20 protein-coding genes and 2 pseudogenes are annotated in these 25,627 nt (G+C 40.6%); 13 read left to right on the plus strand and 9 right to left on the minus strand.

Translation table 11 applies throughout. From position 1 onward, the window contains the following. Positions 1–194 precede the first annotated feature (194 nt). Both V7K49_RS23640 and V7K49_RS23645 read left to right on the plus strand, forming a co-directional pair. A complete protein-coding gene (locus V7K49_RS23640) occupies positions 195–1,865 on the plus strand; it encodes an alpha/beta hydrolase (protein WP_335207758.1) in 1,671 nt (556 codons plus the stop codon). A gap of 282 nt (positions 1,866–2,147) precedes the next feature. After that, entirely contained in the window at positions 2,148–2,393 is a 246-nt protein-coding gene (locus V7K49_RS23645; protein ID WP_335207760.1) for a hypothetical protein, read from the plus strand. A 381-nt stretch (positions 2,394–2,774) separates the two neighbouring features. Here V7K49_RS23645 and V7K49_RS23650 read toward each other — a convergent pair whose 3' ends face one another. After that, on the minus strand, positions 2,775–2,990 hold the full coding sequence (locus V7K49_RS23650) for a biotin/lipoyl-binding protein (protein WP_335207762.1): 216 nt from the start codon (positions 2,988–2,990) through the stop codon (positions 2,775–2,777). 1,407 nt (positions 2,991–4,397) lie between these two features. Between V7K49_RS23650 and V7K49_RS23655 the strand changes: the two genes are divergently transcribed. Then, positions 4,398–4,610, plus strand: coding sequence for a hypothetical protein (locus V7K49_RS23655; protein WP_335207764.1), 213 nt, complete (start codon positions 4,398–4,400; stop codon positions 4,608–4,610). A 395-nt stretch (positions 4,611–5,005) separates the two neighbouring features. Here the strand turns inward: V7K49_RS23655 and V7K49_RS23660 are convergent, their stop codons facing one another. After that, positions 5,006–5,416: a biotin/lipoyl-binding protein gene (locus tag V7K49_RS23660; RefSeq protein WP_335207766.1), complete on the minus strand. Its 411-nt coding sequence runs from the start codon at positions 5,414–5,416 to the stop codon at positions 5,006–5,008. Positions 5,417–5,464: 48 nt separating this feature from the next. On the opposite strand from V7K49_RS23660, the gene V7K49_RS23665 reads away from it, so the two are divergent. Both V7K49_RS23665 and V7K49_RS23670 read left to right on the plus strand, forming a co-directional pair. Beyond that, positions 5,465–5,722, plus strand: coding sequence for a hypothetical protein (locus V7K49_RS23665; RefSeq protein ID WP_335207768.1), 258 nt, complete (start codon positions 5,465–5,467; stop codon positions 5,720–5,722). An 893-nt stretch (positions 5,723–6,615) separates the two neighbouring features. Then, positions 6,616–7,491: an SDR family NAD(P)-dependent oxidoreductase gene (locus V7K49_RS23670; RefSeq protein ID WP_335207770.1), complete on the plus strand. Its 876-nt coding sequence runs from the start codon at positions 6,616–6,618 to the stop codon at positions 7,489–7,491. A gap of 4 nt (positions 7,492–7,495) precedes the next feature. Here the strand turns inward: V7K49_RS23670 and V7K49_RS23675 are convergent, their stop codons facing one another. Together V7K49_RS23675 and V7K49_RS23680 are read right to left on the minus strand one after the other, a co-directional pair. Then, positions 7,496–7,627 carry a hypothetical protein gene (locus tag V7K49_RS23675; RefSeq protein ID WP_335207771.1) on the minus strand — a complete coding sequence of 44 codons (132 nt, stop codon included), beginning with the start codon at positions 7,625–7,627 and terminating at the stop codon, positions 7,496–7,498. A 211-nt stretch (positions 7,628–7,838) separates the two neighbouring features. Beyond that, positions 7,839–9,080: a ScyD/ScyE family protein gene (locus tag V7K49_RS23680; protein ID WP_335207772.1), complete on the minus strand. Its 1,242-nt coding sequence runs from the start codon at positions 9,078–9,080 to the stop codon at positions 7,839–7,841. 700 nt (positions 9,081–9,780) lie between these two features. Between V7K49_RS23680 and V7K49_RS23685 the strand changes: the two are divergent. The 5 genes and pseudogenes from V7K49_RS23685 to V7K49_RS23705 all read left to right on the plus strand — a co-directional run. Further along, positions 9,781–10,121: pseudogene (locus tag V7K49_RS23685) on the plus strand (SDR family NAD(P)-dependent oxidoreductase); the annotation flags it as partial. A 275-nt stretch (positions 10,122–10,396) separates the two neighbouring features. After that, complete coding sequence (locus V7K49_RS23690; RefSeq protein WP_335207773.1) at positions 10,397–11,254, plus strand: glycosyltransferase family 2 protein; 858 nt, start codon at positions 10,397–10,399, stop codon at positions 11,252–11,254. A gap of 1,137 nt (positions 11,255–12,391) precedes the next feature. After that, positions 12,392–13,891 (plus strand): glycosyl hydrolase family 57, encoded by a 1,500-nt coding sequence (locus tag V7K49_RS23695; protein WP_335207774.1) that lies wholly within the window; start codon positions 12,392–12,394, stop codon positions 13,889–13,891. A gap of 296 nt (positions 13,892–14,187) precedes the next feature. Then, positions 14,188–15,345, plus strand: a complete 1,158-nt coding sequence (locus tag V7K49_RS23700) for an FIST signal transduction protein (RefSeq protein ID WP_335207775.1) — start codon at positions 14,188–14,190, stop codon at positions 15,343–15,345. A gap of 7 nt (positions 15,346–15,352) precedes the next feature. Next, on the plus strand, positions 15,353–16,420 hold the full coding sequence (locus tag V7K49_RS23705; RefSeq protein WP_334870803.1) for a sensor histidine kinase: 1,068 nt from the start codon (positions 15,353–15,355) through the stop codon (positions 16,418–16,420). A gap of 131 nt (positions 16,421–16,551) precedes the next feature. Here the strand turns inward: V7K49_RS23705 and V7K49_RS23710 are convergent, their stop codons facing one another. Then, entirely contained in the window at positions 16,552–17,910 is a 1,359-nt protein-coding gene (locus tag V7K49_RS23710) for a sensor histidine kinase (RefSeq protein ID WP_335207776.1), read from the minus strand. 175 nt (positions 17,911–18,085) lie between these two features. Here V7K49_RS23710 and V7K49_RS23715 point away from each other — a divergent pair. Beyond that, positions 18,086–18,454 (plus strand): annotated as a pseudogene (locus V7K49_RS23715) (hypothetical protein); the annotation flags it as partial. Between the two features lie 261 nt (positions 18,455–18,715). After that, positions 18,716–19,888, plus strand: coding sequence for an S-layer homology domain-containing protein (locus V7K49_RS23720; protein WP_335207777.1), 1,173 nt, complete (start codon positions 18,716–18,718; stop codon positions 19,886–19,888). A gap of 247 nt (positions 19,889–20,135) precedes the next feature. Here the strand turns inward: V7K49_RS23720 and V7K49_RS23725 are convergent, their stop codons facing one another. Continuing rightward, complete coding sequence (locus tag V7K49_RS23725; protein ID WP_273769015.1) at positions 20,136–20,573, minus strand: CAAD domain-containing protein; 438 nt, start codon at positions 20,571–20,573, stop codon at positions 20,136–20,138. Positions 20,574–21,746: 1,173 nt separating this feature from the next. Between V7K49_RS23725 and V7K49_RS23730 the strand changes: the two genes are divergently transcribed. Then, on the plus strand, positions 21,747–23,420 hold the full coding sequence (locus tag V7K49_RS23730) for a sensor histidine kinase (RefSeq protein ID WP_335207778.1): 1,674 nt from the start codon (positions 21,747–21,749) through the stop codon (positions 23,418–23,420). Positions 23,421–23,558: 138 nt separating this feature from the next. Here V7K49_RS23730 and V7K49_RS23735 read toward each other — a convergent pair whose 3' ends face one another. Genes V7K49_RS23735 through V7K49_RS23745 form a run of 3 tightly spaced genes read right to left on the minus strand, consistent with a single transcriptional unit; the run spans position 23,559 to position 25,573 of the window. Then, positions 23,559–24,260, minus strand: coding sequence for a carbonic anhydrase (locus tag V7K49_RS23735; protein ID WP_334870968.1), 702 nt, complete (start codon positions 24,258–24,260; stop codon positions 23,559–23,561). A gap of 28 nt (positions 24,261–24,288) precedes the next feature. Next, positions 24,289–24,600 carry a P-II family nitrogen regulator gene (locus tag V7K49_RS23740; RefSeq protein WP_334870795.1) on the minus strand — a complete coding sequence of 104 codons (312 nt, stop codon included), beginning with the start codon at positions 24,598–24,600 and terminating at the stop codon, positions 24,289–24,291. Positions 24,601–24,604: 4 nt separating this feature from the next. After that, entirely contained in the window at positions 24,605–25,573 is a 969-nt protein-coding gene (locus V7K49_RS23745) for a sodium-dependent bicarbonate transport family permease (RefSeq protein WP_334870793.1), read from the minus strand. Positions 25,574–25,627 lie beyond the last annotated feature (54 nt).

Below are 25,627 nucleotides of genomic sequence, written 5' to 3' on the forward strand. Positions count from 1 at the left end.
ATTTAATTCAGTGCCGGTTTAAAGCGTATGTGTGAAACTATAGTTAGTAAGTACTTGCTTTCTTCTGCTTGTAGCCTGTTTGATATATCGTTTGATATATCTAAACCAAGTAAACAGGAAAGCGGTTATAGATCCCGCCCCGCTTTCCTCCCCGCCCAAGCAAGTTTGGCAGGGTTAGACGGTGGGTTTTTCTAATGAAAAAATTTTTCAGATACCTGGGTTTAGGTTTGCTATCTACGTTTTTGACTGCTACTCCCGGATTGGGAGCTGAACGCATTAGCTTTTATTACCCTCCCTTCGGTGAATTCTACTTATCCGTGGACTCGCTGGAAACTTTTGCGAAAGTTGGCAAAATCGATCAAGATTTTTCATTTTATGCTAACCGTGCTACTCCCCAACAACTCGCTCAACTGCGGGATCTACTCCAGCAAAGGTTCAATGTCACTCCTACACTAGTATCTCAAGTTACTTACTCACCTATAGGCGAGGATCTGGTGCAACAACTGGGAAAATTACTCCTCACTGAGTCTCGACAGAACGGCTTTTATGCCATACGTGCCTCTTTGATTTTGTCTGCTGCTGATCAAGAGGGCTTAACAGTTGTGAATTTGCTGCGGAAATTTCCTAGCAATACTATCCGGGTGAATTTCACAGAGGGGTTAAGGATAGTCGATGACTTGTCGCAATTGATCAAAAAAAAGGATGAAGTTTTTGCCTCTCTTCAAAAAGAAGCGATCGCCGAAGCAGCCAATTCAACAATTGACTTCTCACAACAGCCAGATTTGCGATCGCCTGGAAAATACAGTTGGCAGAAAAAAAGCCTAGAGCTAAATGACATTTCTCGCAATCGCCGTCTACCCGTGGATATCTATCTGCCAAAAGCAGGTTCACCAAGCACTAAAGAACTGCCCTCGCCTCCCTTTCCCCTGATTGTAATTTCTCATGGCCTCGCCTCAGACCGCTCTACTTTTGTTTATCTGGCTGAACATCTAGCATCCTATGGTTTTGCCGTTGCTGTATTGGAACACCCTGGTAGTAATGCCAAACGCTTTCAGCTATACTTTGCGGGTTTGGCAGGGCCGCCAGACGCAGCAGAATTTATCAACCGACCTTTGGATATCAAATACCTACTCAATGAACTCCAGCGTCTAGACAAATCTGATCCTACTCTCCAGGGAAAGCTCAATTTTCAGCAAATTGGGGCGATCGGTCAGTCCTTTGGTGGTTATACTGTTTTGACTCTAGCAGGAGCAAATATTAACTTTAGGCAATTAAGGCTAGACTGTAATCCCAATAATTCATCCTTTAATTTGTCGCTCTTTTTGCAGTGTCAAGCAACTAAGTTACCACCAATAAATTACGAACTCAAAGACGATCGCATCAAGGTTGTCATGGCGATTAATCCGTTTGACAGCTCAATTTTGGGTGAGGATGGAGTCAGTCAAATTAAAATTCCGGTAATGCTGGTAGCAGGTAGTCAAGATATTTTCGCCCCACCTGTATTTGAGCAAATTCGCCCCTTCACCTGGCTTTCTGATCCCAATAAGTACCTGGCTTTGATTGAAAACGCCACCCACTTTTCGGCGATCGGAGAATCTAAAGATGATGTGTTACCTGTACCGTCTACTTTACTGGGTCCTGATCGCGTTGCCGTTTATTCCTATCTCGATGCCCTGAGTGTAGCTTTTATGGAAACCCATCTCCTCAATCGCCCTGAATACCGATCCTATTTGCAGCCATCCTACGCCACATTTATCAGTAAACAGCCTCTGAATCTCAGTATTTTACAGTCGTTGTCGGCAGATCAGTTAAATCAAATTTGGAATGGGCCAGCCCCTTTGGGGAAGTCAAAAGTCAAAAGTTAAAAGTCAAAATTAAGAACCACCAAAATAAATTTAGGGGCTTGAGTCAACTGACGTAGTATTTGGCGATCGCCCCCATATTTACCAGCGGCTGATATCAGTTCATTTCCTCCCTAGCTAATTCAGCAGCGGCTTCTGCTTCTTGCACTTCTGTCTGAGTTTATATATTTTTATTTCGCCAGAGAATAATTGGTTGACCTATCTAGCAAGAGCCGTATAATACTTCTGGCGGCACAAAACTGCTATCTTCAGAAATTGACCATATTCATCACAATCTAAAGCTTAATGAACTTAATGAACGACAGCAAAACGCTTTTTACAGAACTGACTTCCAACGAAGAAGCAAGTATGTCTGGAGGGAAAAAAGCTGATAAGGGTGAAAAGCCTAATAAGCAGCCGAAAAATGTATATTATATCTTTTTCTTTGGAGATATTGCTGGCGCAGGCGGTGGTGCTGCTTCCGGTGGTGCCATTGGCGGGAAGTCTGGATCTGCGACTGGCGGTTCAGGTAACCAATTTATATTCGGTTGATAATTAAAATTTCCAAATCATGCCTGATATGAATTAGCAATGTTTCTTGTTTAATCAAGGTTTTCAAACTTAACAAATTCCGATTGACTGTTGTTTCATAGCCACAGTTAATAAGCTTTTGTAGCGCTTTTTTCGTAAAATACTGCTTATCTTTGAGTAGTAAAGTAGGGAATAAGCGCTACTATATATAGGCATAAAACCCTGCTATTTTTTTGGTTTTCTCACAATGTTATTGAATTAGATTTTTGAAATCCTTAAATTATTTTTAATTGTCGGCTGTTAACACTTGTTCAACTGTTAATTCTAACTGCGAAAAAATTTGAGATTGAATGCGATCGCCTGTCGCATTGCATTCATTCGACTCAGTAGTCATTTAAATTTTTAGCGCTTTGAGTTGTGCATCGATTTGCGCTCGTTGTAACTAATTCTGCCGAATATTTTTTTACTTTGCAATTGGGGGTTGTCGATCAGTGCGATCGCATCTCCCTTTTTCACAACCTGATTTTCTTTCACCTTGATCCTTGTGATCGTTCCCTCAGTTGCTGCTTGTACTAACCGTATTTCTCCGGTTGGACAGACAGTAGCATCAGCTTTCACTATTATGTTGTATTGAATGACACTCGCAAGGCTGAAGGCAGCGCCAACACTTCCAATTTAAAATATCCCTCCCAACCATGTCCATCTATTGATTGGCGGAAGATATTCGTCGTTTTCGACTAGGCGAAGAAAGTCTGGTTAGGGGTCAATGAGCATGAGCGCTAAAGAATATTTTGGTTGTGCAAATAATCTCGCCAAAAAAATCTACCTACCGTTAGTGTGACGACCAAGATTTAGGGATATCCAAAAAATAAAAGTTCTCTTCTGTTTAAATCATATTTTTGGCAAAACTCTCATAATTTTGGCGTTTTTGCTTTGGAGTGCAAAAACGACGGCTTTTGCTTTTATAACTGATAAGTGCCTTGCCTGTAGGTGGGTGGGGAAATTTACAAGTATGTCATTGCGAGTGAAACAGAGTGCAACAAAGCAATCACAAATACTTTGATAGTTTTACATTTTGTTATATAGTTAGGTTTATTCGCGCCTAATTTATGTGTTTTTTATGTGAATATCAAGGTTATATACAGCTAAGTCTAAATAAAAATTAGCGCATTTTAGTACGAACACAAAATCTTTATAATTTTATCTAAAATTTTATCCTTTCTTTATTTATTTACAAAAAATTTGTGTAGTCAATAAAGCTTTTTTTAGAGCAATAAATATTTAAGTAAAATTAAACGTTTTATATTAAAAGAAATTATACATATTAAGATTGTTCTTGTATAAAATGGATACAAAAAAAATATTTTTACGAAAAAATACTTATTAAAAAATACCGAATTCCAGTTTTGAGTTTTAGAAAGTTATTTAAGTGCGCTAAGTATAAAAAGCACTATTAATTTGCTTGAATATATCTTTAATTCTGGGTATTTTCGTTATTATATCAGTATTAGTACGTAGAAAATTAATTTATATATTTTTCGACAAAATTCAGCTTTTAGATCGCCATCTATCTATATTTAAACCGCGTCCACCTTGAAAACTGTAGTTCTTTCCGTATGAACAGAAAAAACCCTCATCCCCCAGCCCTTTCTCCCAATATTGCCAGAAGGGGAGCCAAAAAGAAGTCCCTCTCCCTACTTGGGAGAGGGATTTAGGGTAAGGGCAAAAACTACGGTTCTCAACATAGATGAGGTTTATATCTATATATATATTGATGCCTGCGATTTTTTGATAAATAAAAACTTATTCTCAATTATTTATGTATAAATAGCAACTAAATAATATCTTTACTGAAGAAGTGTAATACACATTTCTTTAACTAATAGTTGCTTGACCTATTTTGCAATAAAGGTAATAATACTTTTAACGGCACAAAAAAGTTACTAAATATACTTTTTTACATTTAGATTTATGACTTTGGAGTGACGTGACTTTAATCCCAACAATCAAGTGAGAACTAAAAATATGCAAAACACAGTGTTTACCGAACTAACCGTTAGTGAAGAAGCCAGCCTATCAGGTGGTAATGAGCCACCTAAAGCTCCTAGCAATAGCAATAAGGTCAAAATCGGTAAAAAAGCCAAGGTCGGCGTAGGTGGTGGTGCTGTTAGTGGCGGCACTATTGGCGGCAATAGTGGCGACGCAACTGGTGGTGATGGTGTATATATTGCTGACTAATTTAGAAGAGTAGGCAAAACTATGAGGTTTTGTAGAAGGGAAATAATAAAGGTAAAGACACGATTAATCGCGTCTTTGCAGAGATAAAAGTTTACGTTAAAAACAATTTAACCTGCGTCAACAGGTGAAATTGCTTTTACGTTTGGCTTAATTGTTAATTGACTTACTCTTAGGAGCCATTAGCTGTCTCTATACGCGTGTAATCTTAACAGACGTTTATTATTACCTACCTGCTTTTGTTAACAAACTTAACAAATTCCGATTGACTGTTGTTTCACAGCCACAGTCAATTGGTTTTTGTAGCGCTTTTTAGTGATGCTTTGGCGGATGCGACAGGCGATCACATTGCATTGGACTCAGCAGTAATTTAAATTTTTAGCGCGTTGAGTTGTGCATCAATTTGCGCTCGTTGTAACTGAATTTTGCCGGATATTTCCGAGTATTTGGTTTTTTTTACTTTGCAATTGGGCGTTGTCGATGAGTGCGATCGCATCTCCCTTTCTTACAACCTGATTTTCTTTCACCTTGATGCTTGTGACTGTTGCCTCAGTTGCTGTTTGCACTAACCGTATTTCCCCGGTTGGACGAACGGTAGCATCAGTTTTCAGTATTATTTTGTATTGAATAACACTTGTCAAGCTGAAGGCTGCACCAATAGTTCCAATTAAAAATAGTCCTCTCAGCCTTGTCCATATGCTGATTGGCGGAAGATATTCGTCGTTTTGAACTGGGCGGATGAATTTTGGTTGGAAGTCAATGAGCATGAACGCTAAAAAACATTTTGGTTGTGCAAATAATCTTGCCAAAAAAATCTTCTAGCTTTAGCTTGATAACCAAAACTTAGTCTGAATGTAATGGAAAGCACATTGTTTACTACATTAACCGCCAACGAAGAAGCCAATCTATCTGGTGGTATTAAATCAAAGAAGTACAAAGACACCCACAAGACCCACGAGAAGAAGAAGCCTGTTAAAATCTCTATAGTTACACTTACTGGCGGCAATAAGGGAGTTGGTATACAAAATGCCGCCGTAGGCTCTGTTAGTGTTACTGGAGGTAGTATTACTGCGGGTAGTGTTACTGGAGGCTCTATTATGGTGGAGTTGGAGTAGCTGCCGAAACTGGTGGAGATGGTGCGCCAGCTGTTGAACTATATTAATTTAATTTGTGAAGATTGAAAGCCTTAGATCCCCGACTTCTTTAAGAAGTCGGGGATCTTGTTATTCATAAATGATTTAAGTTTGCTATATACCAAGCAAGTCTCAAGCATTTCTTTGATGAACTCAAAGCTAAAGCCAAACAAATCATCATTTATCCTAAAGTTTTGGCAGATAAACATGCCGTTGTAATTTGCATTAAAGACAATAATTTAACTCTCTTCTATTATTTTCAAAAATATAAATCAGAAACCTTAATTTTAAATATTTAAGTAAATATACGTATTTACATCTGTAAACTAGCTGAAAAAGCTAAGTTTTACAGCTAGAAACTAAAACCTATATGTCTTTTTTGTTTCTTAGCTATAACAATTTCATCAAATCGAAGCTAATTGTCAGGAAAGTGAGATATTTGTACTGAGGTATTCATAAAAACTTATTTAATAAAATCTTTTGTATATATATGCTTGTCGTTAAGAAGTATTAAGAAATCCTGATTAAAGAATATTGCAATACCTTGATTTAATTGCTAACGTGTGTATGACAACGATGCTGATGAGCGCTCGGATCTAGGAGAAGTAAAATCTATGAGCTACATGCATTCAGCCAAGTATTTTAGGCTTTGACGGTTTAAAAATGAGAAATTTCTGCCTCGTATAGACAATTATGAGGGATTGCAGATTAACCAAGAAATATCTCGTTGCTAAAGGCTTAGTTTGGGTTTGATTTTAATTGCAATTGATTATTTGTCTTACCTTGCGCCAACAAGCGAGTAGCTGTTGATTGTGTGTATCGGCTCGGCAATAACGAAGAGTTTGGTAAGACTTAAATTTTGGAGGATAAAACCAATGGATATTCAAGGCAAAGTAGCCCTAATTACAGGGGCTTCCCGTGGTATTGGACGAGCGATCGCTCTCGAACTAGCGCAACAAGGCATTAAGCGGCTGATATTAGTAGCACGCGATCGCCAAAAGTTAGTCGAGGTAGCCAACGAAATCGAGGCGATGGGAACAGAAACTGCGATCGTAGCATTAGATTTGACGCAGACAATTGAAGTAAATATCGCTGTTGCCCAACTGTGGCGCAATTACGGACAGATTCACCTGCTGGTTAATTGTGCGGGAGTCGCATACCAAAGCTCGTTTTTGCAATCTAAAATGCCTCAAGTTCAAGAAGAACTCTCTGTGAACTTGTTAGGAATGTACAACCTTACCAGTCTGATCGCTCGACGCATGGCCAGCCAAAGGCAAGGAACAATCGTCAATGTATCGAGTCTGATGGGGAAAGTAGCAGCACCAACTATGGCGACTTACTCAGCTACCAAGTTTGCAATCTTGGGATTTACCCAAGCTTTGCGCCAGGAATTAGCTGAATACAATATCCGAGTGATTGCATTACTGCCTTCCCTCACAGACACAGACATGGTGCGCGACTTAAAATTATTTCGCTGGGTGATCCCCATGACTACCCAGCAAGTGGCTAAAGCACTGATCACCGGAATGCAAAGAGATGCACCAGAAATTTTAGTCGGATGGCAAAGTCATTTAGCTATATTGTGTCAACGCCTTGCTCCTTGGTTGCTAGAGCTAATTTTACGAATAGCAACTCCGCCAGCCCCAAGAAGACAACAGCCTCGTGAAAAACTGAGTTTTTTGGCTAAGATGCAGCGTTTTGGCGATTTGTTACTGTCCAGAAAAACTCAATGTCAAGTCAAGTCACTATAACTATTTATCCCAGCGTTAACACCTTGGATGGTATATCTACCACCAACCGCTGATTTTCGAGCGACTGACGATTAAGTAACACTTTTGAGAGTTCCTGTCCCACATGGACAGGAACTTTCAAAATATTTTCTACCAACTCGTATTTTTCCTAAATAAACCGCGTCCACCTTGAAAACTGTAGTTCTTTCCGTATGAAAAGAAAAACCCTCATCCCCCAGCCCCTTCTCCCAATATTGCCAGAAGCGGAGCCGGAAAAAAGTCCCTCTCCTGGGAGAGGGATTTAGGGTGAGGGCAAAAACTACGGTTTTCAACATAGATGAGGTTTAGACATCAAATTCAGATCATTTTTATTTAGAGAATAATTTATTTTCTGGAAGTCCCTTAAGTCGTTTGGCTTTACCCTTTTGCAACAAAGTAACACTCACAGTGCCAAGAAGCGCTAATAAGCTGAAAGTAGAACTAGATTCAGGAACTGACTTAGGATTCTCAATTTTGAGAACTTGTCCAAGTCCAGGGCTATCGCCTCGGTTTGTCACATAAATATCACCATCAGCACCAATAGTCAAAGCAGTAGGAGACTCTAGTCCATTGCCACTAAGAATAGTTGTGCGAGTTCCATCGGTCGCTATTTTAATCACAGAACCATCTAGATTACCTTTCCAGAGTGACTGATTAGCGTACTGCAAAGCATACAAATTACCCTCAGGATCAAAAGTTAAGTCAGTAAGTTGGGTAAAGCCATCGGTATAGACTGTTGGTTGACCATCAGAACCAACTCGGTAGATGTTTGCTTTACCTTCGGGAAAAGGAAAACCAGTTAATTGGCTAATATAATAAGCGCCATCTGGGCCTTTGGCGATATTTGTGGGTACTGCTTGGATTTCAAATGGCGATGACGATGCACCAGTGGGAAAAACTGGATTAGTTAATGTCTGCCGAGGAATTGTGGCGATCGCCTTTAAATTACTCCCATCAGTCCCTACACTGAGTAACTCATTAGCACCAGTATCAACTGCAATGATATTATTTCCATCCAAAAGAAGAGAGAAGGGATTGCTAATTAGATCGCCTTGGTCAGGATTATTTGCAAGTTCATAATTAGCTAAATCAGCAACACTAGTCCAGGAATTTGTATTGAAATTAGCAGTGATGATTTTTCCTAAGTCAGTGTTACCTAATGTGGCGCGAAATGTGGGATCAGAAGCATACCCAACTGCAATATAAGGCTTGCCACTGGCATCAAATTTTATATCATGAGGCCCAGCAGTATCAGTACCATCTGGTAATGCTAAAGAAGGAAGTCCTGTAAGTACACGTTCTTGCGTACCATTTCCAATTTTTGTCACTGCACCAGTTGTGCCATAACATAAAGATTCGCCTTGGGCACTCGGTGAAGGAACACAAGCTCCACTTCCACCCGTTCCTGCCTCTGTGACGTAGAGACTCCCGTCAGGGCCAAAAGTTAGACCCCGTGGATTATTAAGACCATCGGCAATTACCGAAAACGATGCCGCCTCTGCTGCTTTCATTCCCGAAAAAGCAGCAATACAAACACTCAAAAATGTAATCCCAAATTGCTTTAGTTTCATTAGACCTGTCCTAAAATTAAATTTGCGTAAAGATAGAATATAAAATTTTATCTTTATAAATACTAATATTTCCTGTATATAGTTTCTGCGGATTATACAGCATAATAAATCATGTTCACGCTCAAAATTTAAAAACCCTATTTTTTCTCTCTAAACTATCATCAACTATGCCAAACCCTTATTGCTAAGTTGAATGAAGACATATAGTCAGCCTTTAAAACCCTTGTACAAACTGAGTTATAAAATTCTGGACAAGTCTATTTGTTGTAAGATTGGCTAATTAGAGAAGTTTGAGAATTTTTTAATTGGTAAAAACTTATACCAATTCTCTACAAGAGGGCAACATATTCAAATCTAGAAACCCAGATGAAATCTGAATTTCTTAATTTTGAGTTGTATCATACCATTTCCAAAAATCTTTGCAACACATGAATCGGCTGTAGGGACGTACAGAAAAGTATCTACTCAATGAACTCCAGCGTCTGGAAAAATCTGATCCCACCCTCCAGGGAAAACTCAATTTTCAGGAAGTTGAGGCGATTGACTTAATCTACTCAGCTACCAAGTTTGCCATCTTAGAATTTACCCAAGCTTTGCGCCAAGAGCTATAGCAGTCCTATCTGATTTCGTTCAAATTCGCGGTGTCCAGATCCCCGACTTTGTAAAAGTTGTCGGGGATCTAACTTTTCACGAATGATTTAGGATTGCTATAGCTGAACACAATATCTGAGTGATTGCATTACTGCCTTCCCTAACAGACACAGACATGGTGCGCGACTTAAAATTATTTCGCTGGCTGATCCCCATGACTCTCCAGCAAGTGGCTAAAGCACTCGTCACTGCAATGCAAAATGATTCAGTAGAAATTTTAGTTGGATGGGATCATTTAGCCGTATGGTGTCAACGCCTTACTCCTTGGTTGCTAGAGCTAATTTTACGAATAGCAACTCCGCAAGCACCAAGAAAACAACAGCCTAGTCAAAAACTAGTTTTTTGATAAGAATCCATCGTTTCAGTGATTTGTTCTTGTCAAAAACATGATTTTTTGCGTGTCTGCGTGTAATTTCTAAATTTTTTGAGGCTTCTGCGGTCAATTGCCTTTATCTTAACGCACCTTGAATCGTTGATGGTGCGTTGCACTGCGCGACAACGTACCAACGATTTAAATTTCTTAACATAGCTTGAAATATTAGCACCGACTTACTTACACTGAACCGTATTGTGTTAGAAACTTGTGCCAATCGGGAACTCTATTATTAGAGATCAATTGTTTGATTTATTTTTTTGTTTGGAATACTCACAAGAGGTAGTTATTAATGATTAGTATAATTACACCAGTTTATAATGGGGAGAGATTTATAGAATCTTGTCTTCAAGTTGTTATTGACCAAAACTGTTTAGAAGTGGAGCATATCATTGTAGATGGAGGTTCAAGTGACAAAACAGTAGACATTATTAAGGATAAAGCCAATCAATATCCCCACATTCGCTGGATTAGTGAAAAGGATCAAGGACAATCTGATGCTATGAATAAAGGAATTGCTATAGCACAAGGACAGATTATTGGTGTTTTAAATGTTGATGATTTTTATGAAATAAATATTCTTAATCGCATCTGTGAACTTTTCCAAACTTTACCAGAGCCTAGCTTTATTGTTGGCAACTGTAATATTTTGAATCAGAAAGGTAAACTAATTTCTATTAATAAACCTAACCGATTACGGACGATTGATTTACTGTTAGAAAGGCGAGTTAATGATGATGGAATTATCGATGCTTCTTTTCCAGTTAATCCCTCTGCTTACTTCTACCACAAATCATTGCATCAGCAAATCGGACTCTATAAAGTAGAAGATCATTATGTAATGGATTTAGATTTCCTCTTGAAAGCGGTTTGTTCATCTCATGTTAAATATTTTAATGATAGTTGGGGTAACTATAGATATTATCCAGGAACAAAAACATTTGATGATTCTACAAGAGGAACCAGCACAGCGCGAATTAAACATTTATTTAATGATTATATTAAAACACTATCCTTGATGGAGCAATGGCAAATTTGGTTAGCTCGTAACATGAATTTTATTTTATTAAAAATCTTTTATTTTTATAAAAATCCAGAACGATTACCTGAATCGATTAGGCAGAGATTAACTAAATATAGTCGAACCTGATAAAAAGGATTGCAATAAGATTCAAGACTAGAATTTGTGACTACTTTGGCTAACAGGGGATCGGGAGCATCCCACTTTTTTGCTTGTCATTGTGAGCGCAACGAAGTGGAGCGTGGCAATCCCATCAACTGGTGCTTAGTGAGAGATTGTGGGATTGCTTGTCTGCGACACGCTGCGCGAACGTCGTCCCTCCTCTCTACGAGACGCTACGCGAACGCAATGACAAGTTATTCTCTGATTACAAAATAAAAACTGGGATGCACCCTAGAGGATCTAGTACCCCAAGGCGGAAGTCAAAAGAATTGTATTCCGGGCTTTTTACCCATTTGAGATGGTAGGTTTATTTCCGCCGTGACGTACTAGTCCGAATAGCACTAATAAAAGCAGAAACACTTGTGGTTTAAGCAGTTTGCAGCTTACGTAATTGATGCAGGATTTTGCCATCAAGGGGTAAGCTTTCAGGCGGCGTTTGCAGACTCGTGCTTCACTTCTGCCTGGGCGTTCTAGAACACGATCTGGAACAACGTTGTGAACAATAACTTTTAGTAAAGTGCAATAATTTTGGTGACATTGTTAGAACTTACACAAAACTACATGCGCTCTAGGGCAATTCATGAATTGCCCTAAGAAGAAAATCTTTCTTTTCGGCTATCGTTTGCGTAAGTCCTGATTGTGTTAAATTTACTGCTAAAAAGTCAGGAATCAATTCTACACATTGCTGCCGATAACTGGCCACAGGCGCCTAGACGCTTTTGGCGACTTGTCTTTCCAGACATGGGCAATCAGCATCCTAATCAACGCCAGCAGCATAGACAAAGTATATTTTGCCAAAAGGGCTAAATCATGCTAACTAGAAATTTCTGACTAGAATTTGACATATTAGCAGATGGTAAACAAACTTCATCAATCAGTAGAACATAAAGATGCGAATATCTGGGTAGACTGCACCGATAATTACTATAGCAATCCTATTTGATCAAATCGGATTGCTATAGACTTGCCTGAGTTCGCAGTTACTGAAAATCACCAAACTCAAAATGTTATGACTCAAGGTATTTATTGTATCTATACTGAGTCAGGTGCTATTAGATACTCATGCAAGTTTTATAGATATAACTTATTTCGGAGCAATCAAAAATGCTTTCCTTCCCCACGACTCTTACTCCTTTGCCCGAAATCATTGATGGCTTGCCGAATATTTCTGGTTGGGAAACAGAGGTTATCTCTGTAGTTAACCATAATAAACCAGTATTTTTGCCAACAACAAATATCCGCTTAGAGGATGTGAATGCTGTGTTTGCGATCGCCTTGCACATGCACCAGCCAACTATACCCGCTGGAAATGATGGTACACTCATCAGCAATCTGCAATATATGTTTGAACATCCTCATGAGGGGGATAACCACAATGCAGATCCTTTTGCTTATTGTTACAGCCGCATGGGAGACTTGATCCCCGAACTTGTAAATCAAGGTTGCAATCCGCGTGTGATGTTGGATTACTCTGGTAATCTTTTGTGGGGACTGCGGCAAATGGGACGCAGTGATGTTCTCGATAATCTCAAACGCATCACTTGCGATCGCACCTATCAACCTTATGTAGAATGGCTGGGTACAATGTGGAGCCATGCAGTTATTCCTTCCACACCTATACCAGATATTAAATTGCATATCATCGCATGGCAACATCACTTTGCGGCAATTTTTGGCTGGGAAGCACTAGCGCGAGTCAAAGGATTTTCGCCCCCAGAAATGCATTTACCAAATCACCCTGATGCTCTGTTTGAATTTGTGAAAGCGCTGAAAGAATGTGGATATCGCTGGCTACTTGTTCAAGAACATTCTGTAGAAACAATTAGTGGTCAATCTCTTACCCACAAACATTTACCACATCGTCTGATTGCCCGCAATTCCCAAGGCGAAACAATTAGTATCACAGCCTTAATTAAAACCCAAGGTTCGGATACTAAATTAGTTGCACAAATGCAGCCTTATTATGAAGCCAAAACCTTATCAAAACAACAAATTGGCAGTGTATTTGTGCCACCAATAGTTAGCCAAATTGGAGATGGTGAAAATGGTGGCGTGATGATGAATGAATTTCCTAGCGCTTTTAAACAAGCTTGGTGGGATATGGTCAGTAACGGGGGAGGAAAATCAGGTGTTGTTGGGATGTGTGGTACAGAATATTTAGAATTAATAGAGGCTGCTGGATGCAAACCTGAAGACTATCCAAGTTGTCAGCCAGTTGGACAACATCAGATTTGGGAGCGAGTTTCACCAGACAATTGCCAACCTGAAGCTGTAGAGAATGCCATTCAAGAATTAAAGCAAATAAACTCTAATTTTCACATGGATGGAGCCTCGTGGACAAATCATATCAGTTGGGTGAAAGGATATGAAAATGTGTTGTCTCCTATGTATCAATTAAGCAGTTTATTTCATCAAAAGATTGATCCATTACTGCAAACTGACTCAGTAGAAACTGTAACTAGACAATCTGAATACCGTAACGTTCTCCTACATAACCTTTTGCTGCAAACCAGCTGTTTTCGTTATTGGGGACAAGGTGCTTGGACTGACTATGCGCGGGAAATTTACCAACGTGGCGAAAGCTTGCTGCAAAAGAGATTTTAAGAATTGGTATTTTAGCCGTAACGCATCACATTTCTTGGTGCGTTACGCCTTGCTTTAACGCACCCTACAATTTAAGGCTTGCTGAATCTACCAAAATAAATACGCCATATACCGAAATGAGAAAATGCTCCAAAAATTTTTCATGCAGTTTTTGTATCCTCAGATGAAGGATAAAATAAAAAGTCAGGAGAATTGAAATTTAGTTCAAGTAAGTGGGAAATCTAAGTGTAGGTTGCTGCGTGCTGCCCTCCGAATTGGATTAGCAGGCTGTTATTCAAACTTACAATGGGGTAGTTGTGTTTAGAGTTGTTGTTGGTCATAGTGACGATCCTGATTCTCAAAATGCAATCGCTGAAGTTCTTCAAGAATGTAGCCGTTCCCTAGCAGGGTCAATTCCTCAGGCTGGACTTTTATTCACTGCTATAGACTTTGACCATGCGTTAATTTTGCAACGCATTCAAGATGCTTTCCCCGGAATTGAGTTGATTGGTGGAACTACAAATGGAGAAATCTCCTCAATTCTGGAGTTTCAGCAAGATTCTCTAACCTTAATGCTGTTTGCTACCGATGAAGTGGAAATTCAGGCAGGTATTGGACGAGGAGCATCTAAAAATCCAGCCCTTGCAGCCCAACAAGCGATCGCACAAGCAAAGGCAAAGAGTGCATCCTTACCGCAATTATGCTTCACCTTTCCCGATAGTCTAACCAGCAATGGGGTCTTGATTTTAGAGGGTTTAAAACAAAGTCTGGGAGAGCATGTTCCCATCATTGGAGGAATGGCTGCCGATGACTATACCTTTAAAAAGACCTACCAATTCTTCCAGGGTGAAGTGTTGAGTGATTCAGTGCCAGTGCTGCTGTTCTCTGGACAACTATTATTTTCCCACGGAGTTGCCAGTGGTTGGACTCCCATCAGCCAACGTAGCCGTGTAACTAAAGTTAATGGCAACGTAGTCTATGAAATTGATGGACAGCGTGCCTTAGATTTCTACCAGCATTATCTCGGTGAAGAACGATTTGCGGCTAACTTTGCGATTCATGCCTTGGCGGTTTTTGAGGATCAAGACCATTTTTATATGCGGGCACCCAATGGTTACGATCAACAATCTGGTAGTGTGACATTCTTCTCTGATATTCCTGAACAGGCAGTTGTGCAAATCACCGATGCTAGTCGTGACAATATTCTGTCAGCTTCTGAGGTATCCCTGAAGAATGCTCTTGCCGATTATCCCGGTGTCGAGCCAACAGCAGCGTTACTTATTTCCTGTGCAGCCCGTCGGCGAATTCTGGGAACTCTGACTAGACTTGAGTATCAGCTAGTCAAAACTCATTTACCACAGGCATTGCCTTGCTGTGGTTTCTACGCTTATGGTGAAATTGCTCCTTTGGTAAGCAAAGGTCAAACGCAATATCATAACAAAACATTTGTCACACTGCTAATGGGAACAAAATGAGTGGTGTATGGATAACCAAGACGATTCCATGCAGATCCAAGAGTTGGAAAAGACAAACCGTATCTTGCGAAAAAAGCTGGAACGCTGCGAAGCTGAACGCCACCAGCTAGAAACTGACATTGGCACAAAGGAATTTTTACTGAAGAAAGTCATTTGTGAGTTAGAAGACTCTCGGACAGACTTGCAGCACAGAGGCCAAGAGTTAGAAGCGACGTTAGCTAGTTTACATAAAATGCAAGCTCAAATGATTCAAAGCGAAAAGATGTCTGCCCTGGGTCAAATGGTGGCAGGCATTGCTCACGAAATCAACAATCCCGTTAGCTTTATTCACGGAAATCTCAGCCATATCAGGCAATACACCGATGACTTACTACGACTGGTCGAGCTTTATCACCGTTACTTCCCCAACCCACCTGCTGAAATTCAAACCGAACGTAAAACCGTCGATTTAGAGTTTCTAGAAAAAGACGCGATTATGGTATTGAACTCAATGAATATTGGGACGGAGCGTATCCGGGATATTGTGCTGTCACTACGTAACTTCTCGCGCCTAGATGAAAGTGAGTTTAAAGCGGTGGATATTCATGAAGGCATCGACAATACTTTGATGATTTTGCAGCACCGCCTCAAAGCCACTGACAAAAGCCCAGCAATTCAGATCATCAAAAACTACGGCAATTTATCCAATGTAGAATGCTGCGCCGGACAGATCAACCAGGTATTTATGAATATTCTAGTAAATGCGCTCGATGCGCTTGAAGAATTCAATACCAAACGGACTTATCAAGAAATCCGGGATAATCCCAGTCACATCACGATTCATACCTCTGTCGTTGATTTGCAATGGGTAAAAATTGCGATCACTGACAATGGCTCTGGGATTCCCGAATCGATTCAAAAAGAGATTTTCAATCCCTTCTTTACAACAAAACCTGTCGGGAAGGGAACAGGAATGGGAATGGCTATCAGTTATCAAATCATCACCGAAAAACATGGCGGCAAGTTAGAATTTTTTTCGACACCTGGAAAAGGAACGGAGTTTGTGGTTCAAATTCCTATCAAGCAGCAAGTTTAGGAAGTAATCTAACGCAACGTTATGATGGGTATTCAAACTCCACCTAACCGAAAATAAATTCTTCGTTTCAAGTCAAAGACTAGGAACAAGATTTTATGAATCTCAAATAAGCTTTTGGGGATAGAGTTTTCTCAAACTAAAGGCAATAAAATTTCAAATTTTGTACCTATACCAATCTGTGAATGGAAATTTAATTTTCCACCATGTCTCACGGTGATAATTCGATAACTTACTGCTAAACTAGTATTCTTACTATTCTTTGTTTCAAGAGAAAAAGACTCCATAATTTGCTGTTGCAATTCTTGAGATATTCCAGAACTATTGTCAGCAATGCGAATTAAGATCCAGCGAGAATCTGCTGCATCTGGGTTGCTTGCTTCCTGGGAAATCACTTCTGTGGTAATCTCAATTCGGGGTTTTTGAACAGTCTTTGTATCATCTAGATGCAACTGCTGTCGAACTGCTTCATTGAGTAAAGTATCTACAACTTCGCTGAAAATATTCATCAAAACCTGATTTAATTGCCCCATAAAGCAATATACTGGAGGTAATTGACCGTAGTATTTTACGATTTCAATTTCTCCTTGAAGACGGCTATTAATTAATAAAATAATACTATCTATACAGGCATGTAAATCTGCTGGTTTGGGATAAAGTTCATCGATATGACAGAAGTTTTGTAAGCTGGTGACGAGTTTTTTTAATCTTTCCGCTCCGGTGCGGATACTAGCAAGCGATCGCGACAAATCTTGTTCTAAAAAATCAAACTCAATCTCTTCTTTAATCTGATTAATTGCATGAGAAGCTGATGGTAATTCTTTTTCATAAGCTGCTATCAGCTTGAGTAAATCTTGGCTGTAGTTTGAAACATAAGTTATATTACCCCAAATAAAACCTACTGGGTCTAAAATTTCGTGCGCTATGCCGTCTACCAATCGTCCCAGATTTGCCATTTTATCATTTTGAATCATCTGGGCTTGACTGCGTTCATACCGCACCAGATTGTCGATTCCCCGAATTTGCCAAGAAATAATATTCAATTCTTGTACATCTAACAATCTATAAGCACCAGATTCTGTGTGTACTACAATTGGTTCTGCTAAGAATTCTGGCGATCGCTTTAAGCTAAGTTGCATCGCAGTTAAAATCGATGTTGTATCAGCAAGGAGCAACATCGGTATCCGCGCATAGCTGTAGAGAACGGCTAATGGTTGCTGAACAAATAACTCTTGTCCATAGGGACGAATCAAAAATTCCAGCAGTCGTCGCCGCGAAATCATCCCAATAAAGTTTCCCTGTTCTACTAAAATTACTCCTGGTAACAGGGGATATTTTTCCAAAAAATTAGCCACTTCCATACCAGTGCGGTTGATTTCCACTGGGAAGTTGTACATTGGTAGTTCTTGGAGGGTTGACTCTAGATCGAGATCGCGATCGCTACCAACAGACAAAAATGGCGGTAAGATTGGGCAACTGAATTCTTCTGGCACTAGACACCCTGATTTTTACAAAGACAGGTAAACAATAAGTTAATATTTTACATTCTGCCACCCTCTAAATCCGGTTTTGGTTTAGGTATCTAGTCGAACTAAGCTAATCCTCATTCATTTTTCCAGAATGATTCGCTTGTAGTAAGCAACTCCAGTCCTGCTTTTATGCAACTTAGGCATTTATGAAGTGAGTAAAGCCAGTATAGAAGTTTATCATCTGGTTGAAGGATAGTATCAGGTGTTATCAGCAAATGAACGAGGACATTATCCCATCGTTTCTTTGGGTGTTGAATTAGGCATTTGGCTAGGAGTTTATCAGAATGTGGAATTACCCTGGCTGCGTTGGTGGGATTTACAAGGTAATTTGTTGTTGAGTGGCGAGGAAAGAGCAGAACAAGAATCTCAAAGGGCAGAACAGGAATCTCAAAGAGCAGAACAGGAATCCCAAAGGGCAGAACAGGAACGCCAAAGAGCCGATCGCTTAACTGCCCAATTGCGTAGACGCGTTCGCAAAGCGTCTCGTAGAGAAGCGGCTTGTCGTTAGACATCGCTCGGCATTGAACCAGAAGCCTAATATTTTGCTACAAATTACGAATTACGTTAGCAAGTCTTCTCCCTACAGCCCTTTGGGCATCCTACGGCAGGCGTTAGCCTTTTCCTTTGGGAAAGGGGAGACGCTTTAGCGCAACGAGCGTGATTACGAATTACGAATTAGGAATTATGAATTAAAAAGGGCTGGTGTAAAAGAGTCATCTGTGGCTTAATTTGTTTAGACACAAATTTTACTGCTACCAGGGTAATCACGATGACAAATAGACCTCCTTCCGAACCGGAGTCATCCCAAAGAACTGCCCTTGGCTTTGATGAATTTATAGCCATTCTGGTTGCCTTCACCACTATCGGAGCGATTCTTTTTTGGTCATTGTCTGGCAGGGATTCTAACTGGAACTTAAACGGGCTGCTGTCGCCTTCTTCCACTCCATCTCCTAGCGTTCAACCAAATCAAGTATTGCCCTCCCCTACTCCCAAGGTAGAACCAAATACAGTCCCTAGATTCAACGTTTTACCGTCATCTCCACCTGAGGCTGTTATTGAACCCACGACACCTTCATTCCCGACTAACAGCGCAACTCCTTCCCGCGCAGTGTTACCACCTACTGAGGTAATCCCAACTCAATCCCCACAACCACAGACGCCTGTATCCTCTTCAACAGGACTTGAGTCATCAATTACATCATTAGCATTGCCTTTAATAACTCCGGCAAAACAAAAATCTATTATTCCGCCGCCAATTGCATTTAACGATGTGCCCAATAACTTCTGGGGTCGGCGTTTTATAGATGTTCTTTCTTCCCGTGGTATTCTCAAGGGGTTTCCTGATTATTCTTTTAGACCAAATCAGCCTGTAAACCGCGCCGAATTTGCTGCTATACTCAAAAAAGCCTTTGACCAAGAACCGTCTAAGACCGCGATCGCATTTCAAGATGTACCAGCAAAATTCTGGGCAACTCCAGCAATTGACCAAGCCATCAGTGCCGGATTTCTTACAGGCTACCCGAAAAAAACCTTCAAACCACAACAAAATATTTCGCGAGTGCAAGTTTTAGTTGCCCTTGTCAGTGGGTTAAATTTAAAAGCACCCACTTCCCCAAATCAGATTTTAAGTGTCTATAAAGATGCTAAAGATATTCCAATCTATGCTATCAGCAAAATAGCCGCTGCTACAACTAATGGTCTGGTAGTTAACTATCCAAATCAACAAATTATCGCTCCTAACAAAGTAGCTAGTCGGACTGAAGTGGCAGCGATGATTCATCAAGCTTTAGTAAAACGTGGCAAGTTGGAGGCAATTCCATCTCAAAACATTGTGCCGCAGCTACGCCTGCCGCAGGCATCGCGCAGCGTGTCTCCAGAACTTTCGCGCACTCCAAGGCACAACCTAAAAGGTAACTTGTCCGCAGGAGGCTCGTCTCAGTGAAACTCGGTAGGGAAAGTGTTCAACAAACAGGCACAGGAACTGAGGAGAAAGATTCTTTATTGCTCCCCTGCTCCCTTGCAAGTTGTCCAACCCATTGCAGAGAATTCAAAATTCAAAATTAGAAATTCAAAAAAAATTCTTAATTTTGAGAAAAGTCTGATCTAAGGCTTCCTCAGATCAGAACAGAGCGTGATTTTGAATTAAAGCATTAGCGTAGCGTCTTTGCAGGAGAAGCCATAGTTAGATATTAAGCTTCTGGAATTTCTTTACCAACTACTTGTGATTTCAGAGTGGTGATTTCACTAGTTAATTCTTTCCTGGTTGAGGCTTTGAGTAAATAGCGGTAAACAAACCAGGCAGAATAACCAATACCTATCAACTCAAAAGTAGGTGCTACCAAGGGGATATCATTCAAAGCATCTAATATTGCCAAGAGTACTTTAACCCCAACAATTGATCCCACAATTAAACCAACAGTCACCAGGGGTTGCTTATATTGATTAAAGAAGCTTCCCAGATATTCTGGTAATGTTGCTAAAAAGCTAGAAATTTGCTCCCCGTATTTTAGCCATTCGTCTTGAGACTGTGCGGGGGGCTGGAGTTTGGTGATGGTTCCCGTTTGGCTGTTGATATCTGTCACTGTACCCTCTTTGGATGTGCTTTCTGTGAATTCTTGTTCTGGCATTTTCGCTCCTATAAATTTGACAGTTGAGTTTTTCTGATCTGGATAATTACAACCAAAAGGCTGTTGATTAGGTAATGCACAAATGCATCAATAGAATTAGGTCAAGGGCAGAAAAGGGTTTTAGTATCCTATAACCATAATTGCCCGTAATATCTACTGCATCAACTACAAGGTAGAAAGTCAGTAGGAGGATAGAACTCAGAAGGATGTTGTATTATCATCGGCTTTCTGAGTTCTTTTTTTTTGAATCAACTGGAATCCTCCGGTTGTAATTATCCCATTCCGTGTCATTTGCTCATAATCGTACTAAATCTAAGTACAAATTATGCAAAAATCAGTCCACCTCTCATTTATATAAGCCTAAAAGCCGATTTTATCTGATATTAAAGCTATCTTAAGCCGCCTTCGTCAATTAACGCATTCGTATTGATATTAATACGTAATAACAGTTTTTGTGTGTTCATATAGACTAGATTTTAGAACTATTTTATGATATGCGTGCCTGGGGACTGGGGAACTCGGGGCGCTCTCTGGGGATAAGGGGGAATGGGGACTGGCGAGACAAGGAGGAAGAAGTCTCTAACTTGTCTCCTCCCAATGCCCAATACAACTCTTGGAGAGGCTGCGCCAACGGCTCCTTTCGGCAACTCTTGGAGACGCTACGCGTAGCTTGCTTCCCCGTAGGGGTACGCTCAAGGCAATACTTCGGCTGCGCTCAGTACAGGTCCGCTCAGGACAAGCTCAGTACAAGTGCCCAACGAGTGTCAAAGCTTTTATTTTTTTCCTGATTGTATTAATTTTCTAAAGAAGCAGTAAGGTAGAGTAGTGGCGTACCTGATGCCAAGAACTCATTGCTATAGCAATCAAAATTGAAATGTGAGAAAATACGGAGATTAAAAGTACGTATTTCTAGGCATTTCAGCAATTTTATCTCTCACGAATGATTTAAAATTGCTATATCAAAACCACTTATACTATATAAGGTTATGCTAATTATCTAGTAAGCAATGATTTGCTATTGCTATAAAAAAAGATAATCTAGATATTAATCATCAATGAAAGTGTTTGCACAAGCTAGACTAATTTAGTGATTTTTGCGGGAAGGCAAGAAGATTTGAGAAATGCTTTCCTCAAAAGCCAACCCCTATCGACAGCAGTTCAGAAAGCAAAAAAGTGTCAGCCGAAGAGCCATCGACAGACGAACTCCCGACCATAGAATTTCCCTCACGAGGGAAACTCAAAGCCAGTTCTTGGCGCATCCATCAAAAAATTGGCTATGGGTACTTTGTAGCTATCGGAATTGGGTTTTTTGGCTCACTGACTGGGTTAGTGATTGCCAACTACTACCGGGGAAGAGAAGTCAGGCAATTCAATCAAGCCTATGAACAAGGACAACTACTGAGTAATTATAAAGATGCAGTAGTAGGGGCGCAATTGCATAGCTCTAATCTAGTTGCTGTATTGGAAAATTCACAACAGCTGCAAAGCAAAAAAGGCGATTTTCTGAAAAATGTTGAAAAAGCCAAGCAACTAGAGTCAAAAATTGCCGGATTCATCGATAGTAAACCTAAAAGACTAGCAGCAACAAGTTCGATTTTACAGACGTTATTGCTGGATTACAAGACTAATTTAAAAGCTTATGTTGACCAAATAGAGGTCGTCTTAAAGGAAGTTGACTTCCAGCAAGTGCAGCCTCAGCAGATTTCCTCTGCTCGATCGCAGTTATTGACAATTATGCGTGGTGAAACAGCCATCCGGCTAGACGAGCTTTCAGAAAGCTTGACTAACATCCTGCAAACTGCTGAAGTTCAAGAGCAAGAAAGGCAAAAAGCCGTTGAAGAGGCAAAAGTAGTTGAGCGATTCATCGTGATTATGAGTATGCTGGTTTCGGTGGCGATCGCAGCCATTGTAGCATGGCGTACCAGTCGGGCGATCGCTGAACCAGTTATCACTGTCACCCAAGTAGCGGAGCAAGTTGCAAGAAAATCTAATTTCGATTTGCGAGCTCCAGTCACCACTGAAGATGAAATTGGCCTACTCGCCAAATCTCTAAATCGTCTGATTGAGCGAGTATCTGAGCGCACAAAAGAACTACAACAAGCTAAAGAATTAGCCGAAGCTGCTAGCAAGGCAAAAAGCGTATTTTTGGCCAATGTCAGCCACGAATTACGCACGCCATTAAATGCTGTCATTGGCTTGAGCCAACTTCTAGAAGACGACGCCACCGATCTTGGTTTATCGGGAGACTTTATCACTGACTTAGAAACAATTAACTCTGCTGGTAAGCATCTACTGCACTTGATTAACGAAATCCTCGACTTGTCAAAAATTGAAGCGGGGAAAATGACCCTCTATCCAGAGACATTCGAGATTGCAACCCTGATTCATAACGTTGTCCTCACAGTCAAACCGGCTATAGAAAAAAATGCCAATGTCTTAGAAGTACATATTGATCAGCAACTTGGCATCATGTACGCCGATCAAACCAGGATGCGGCAGGTGTTGTTAAACTTACTAAGTAACGCTGGCAAATTCACTACAAACGGCAAGGTGATACTGACAGTCAACAGAGAAAAGGATGAATTCCGACTGGAGGCTCCTTTGGGCATCATTACTTTCACCGTTACCGACACAGGCATAGGTATGTCTCACCGTCAACAGCAGCAGTTATTTCAACCTTTTACCCAAGGAGATACCTCGACTACGAAAAAGTATGGAGGTACGGGACTGGGGTTGGCAATTAGCCACCACTTTTGCCAGATGATGGGTGGTGAGATTATTGTCAAAAGTGAACCGGGAGTTGGCTCTACTTTCACTATTCGTCTACCAATGACTGTGCAGGATTGAAGAAGGTATTGAAAACCTGAAACCTAGATCCCCCCTTAAAAAGAGGGGAACCCTAAACAGCCAACTTTTATAAGGGGGTTGGGGGATCTCTTGTGCGTAAGTCCTAAATTGCTTAATTGTTGGGAATCCTCTGCCAAATTAAGTAATGATACTCACCCTCCCTGTATCCAAGTCATAACGACCTCCGACAATTTTCAATTTGCCCGATCGCACCTGCTCAGTTAAAAGCTGCGATCGCTTCAACCGTTCAAGTTGATATTGTACATTTGCAACCACAGCATTTTCAACCGCGTCACCCGACTGATTCTTGACCTTTTCCACTGCTGGCTTAATTGCCTTCACAAAAGTACCAATATCACCGAGTAACGATTCGTTTTGTACAGCGGCCGTTACTGCCCCACAACGCTCATGACCCATCACCATCAGCAGTGGAGAACCTAACAATACAACCGCATATTCAATACTGCCGATCGCTTCAGACGTGGCAATATTTCCGGCAATCCGAACATCAAAGATGTCCCCAATGCCCTGATCGAAAACAATTTCTGCGGGGACTCGTGAATCCGCACAACTGAGAATAGTTGCAAATGGATGTTGAGCTTGAGCAACTTCCTGCAACCGCAGCGCAGATTGATCGGGGTATTGGGGTTGATGCTGAACAAACCGCTGATTTCCCTCCATCAGCTTTTGCAATGCTGCATCAGGATTGAGGGATTCAGGGAGGTTTGGAGGCATTTCGGCAGCTTTAACCTGTTCCACCCGCCAGAGGAAATCGCTGGCAGTTAGCATCATCCCAAATGTCCCGGTGATTCCTAACTTCAAAAAGTCACGACGTTCCATGAAATGCTTCATTGAATTTCCAACTCTCCTACATCGAGGCAACACATCTTACAGAGCGAATTTCCATCACATCCGAAACGTAGCAACTACCTCCGAATTTGTTGAGCAGTGGCTTGATGTTTTCTACAACACGCTTGATTTCTTCTGGCATACAAAACGCAATGATGTAAACATTATCAAGCATGGTCATGTCTAAATCTTCTGTCGTTCCTCGTAATCCTTTCCCAGCAACATTTCTGATTACGGCATGGCTATGTACACCCGACTTGTCTAAACGATCTAAAATTTTGCCAAGCTCAAAGGAGTTGGCGATAATTTCTATCTTTTTAACTACGTGCATATTATTACCTCCAAAATAGGTTAATTCCGTAGAGATATAACGGAATTCCCACAATAATATTGAACGGGAATGTCACTGCTAGAGCTGTAGAAACATACAGGCTGGGATTTGCTTCTGGAACAGTCATCCGCATCGCCGCCGGGACAGCAATGTAAGAAGCACTGGCACACAATACAGCGAATAATAGCGAATTTCCCTGAGGCATACCGATGAATTTGGCAATCACCAACCCAATGCCTGCATTGAGTATTGGAATTAGTATGGCAAATAAAATCAGAAAAACTCCGGTTTTTTGCAAGTCTTTAATTCTTCTGGCAGCAACCAGTCCCATATCCAGTAAAAAGAAGGTGAGAACGCCATAAAACAACCCTTGAGTAAAGGGTTCTAATACCTGCCAACCGTGTTCTCCTGTCAAGACACCTATCAATAGACTACCAACTAGTAGAAAAACTGAACTATTAAGAAATGCTTCTTGCAAAACTTCTGACCAAGCAAACTCTCGCTTCTCATCGGCGGTGAATATATTCACCAAGATTAGACCAACTATAATAGCTGGGGATTCCATCAGGGCAAGAGCTGCTACCATGTAGCCATCAAACGGAATCCCAAGTTCAGTCAGAAAAGCGCCAGCAGTGATGAAAGTGACGGCACTGATAGAACCGTAGGTTGCAGCGATCGCAGCCGCATCGTAAGTATCCAGTTTCAACTTCAGGATAAAAAAGGTGTAAATTGGAACAAAACAAGCCATCGTCATTGCTGCCAGGAGTGTTAGAAGTACTTCCTGAGTGAGGCCGCTTTTGATTAGTTCTACCCCTCCTTTAAAACCAATGGCAAACAGCAGATACAACGAAAGGAGTTTGGGCACTGGTGCGGGAATTTCCAGATCAGACTTGACAAAAACAGCAGTCATGCCTAAAAAGAAAAATAGGATTGGCGGATTCAAAAAGTTGGATACAATTAAGCTAAAATCCATATCCACCTCTGTTTATACTGGTAAAACCTGCAATTAAAGAAATTTTTCATCTTT

The sequence above is a fragment of the Nostoc sp. genome (assembly GCF_036919675.1).
Lineage (GTDB): Bacteria > Cyanobacteriota > Cyanobacteriia > Cyanobacteriales > Nostocaceae > Nostoc.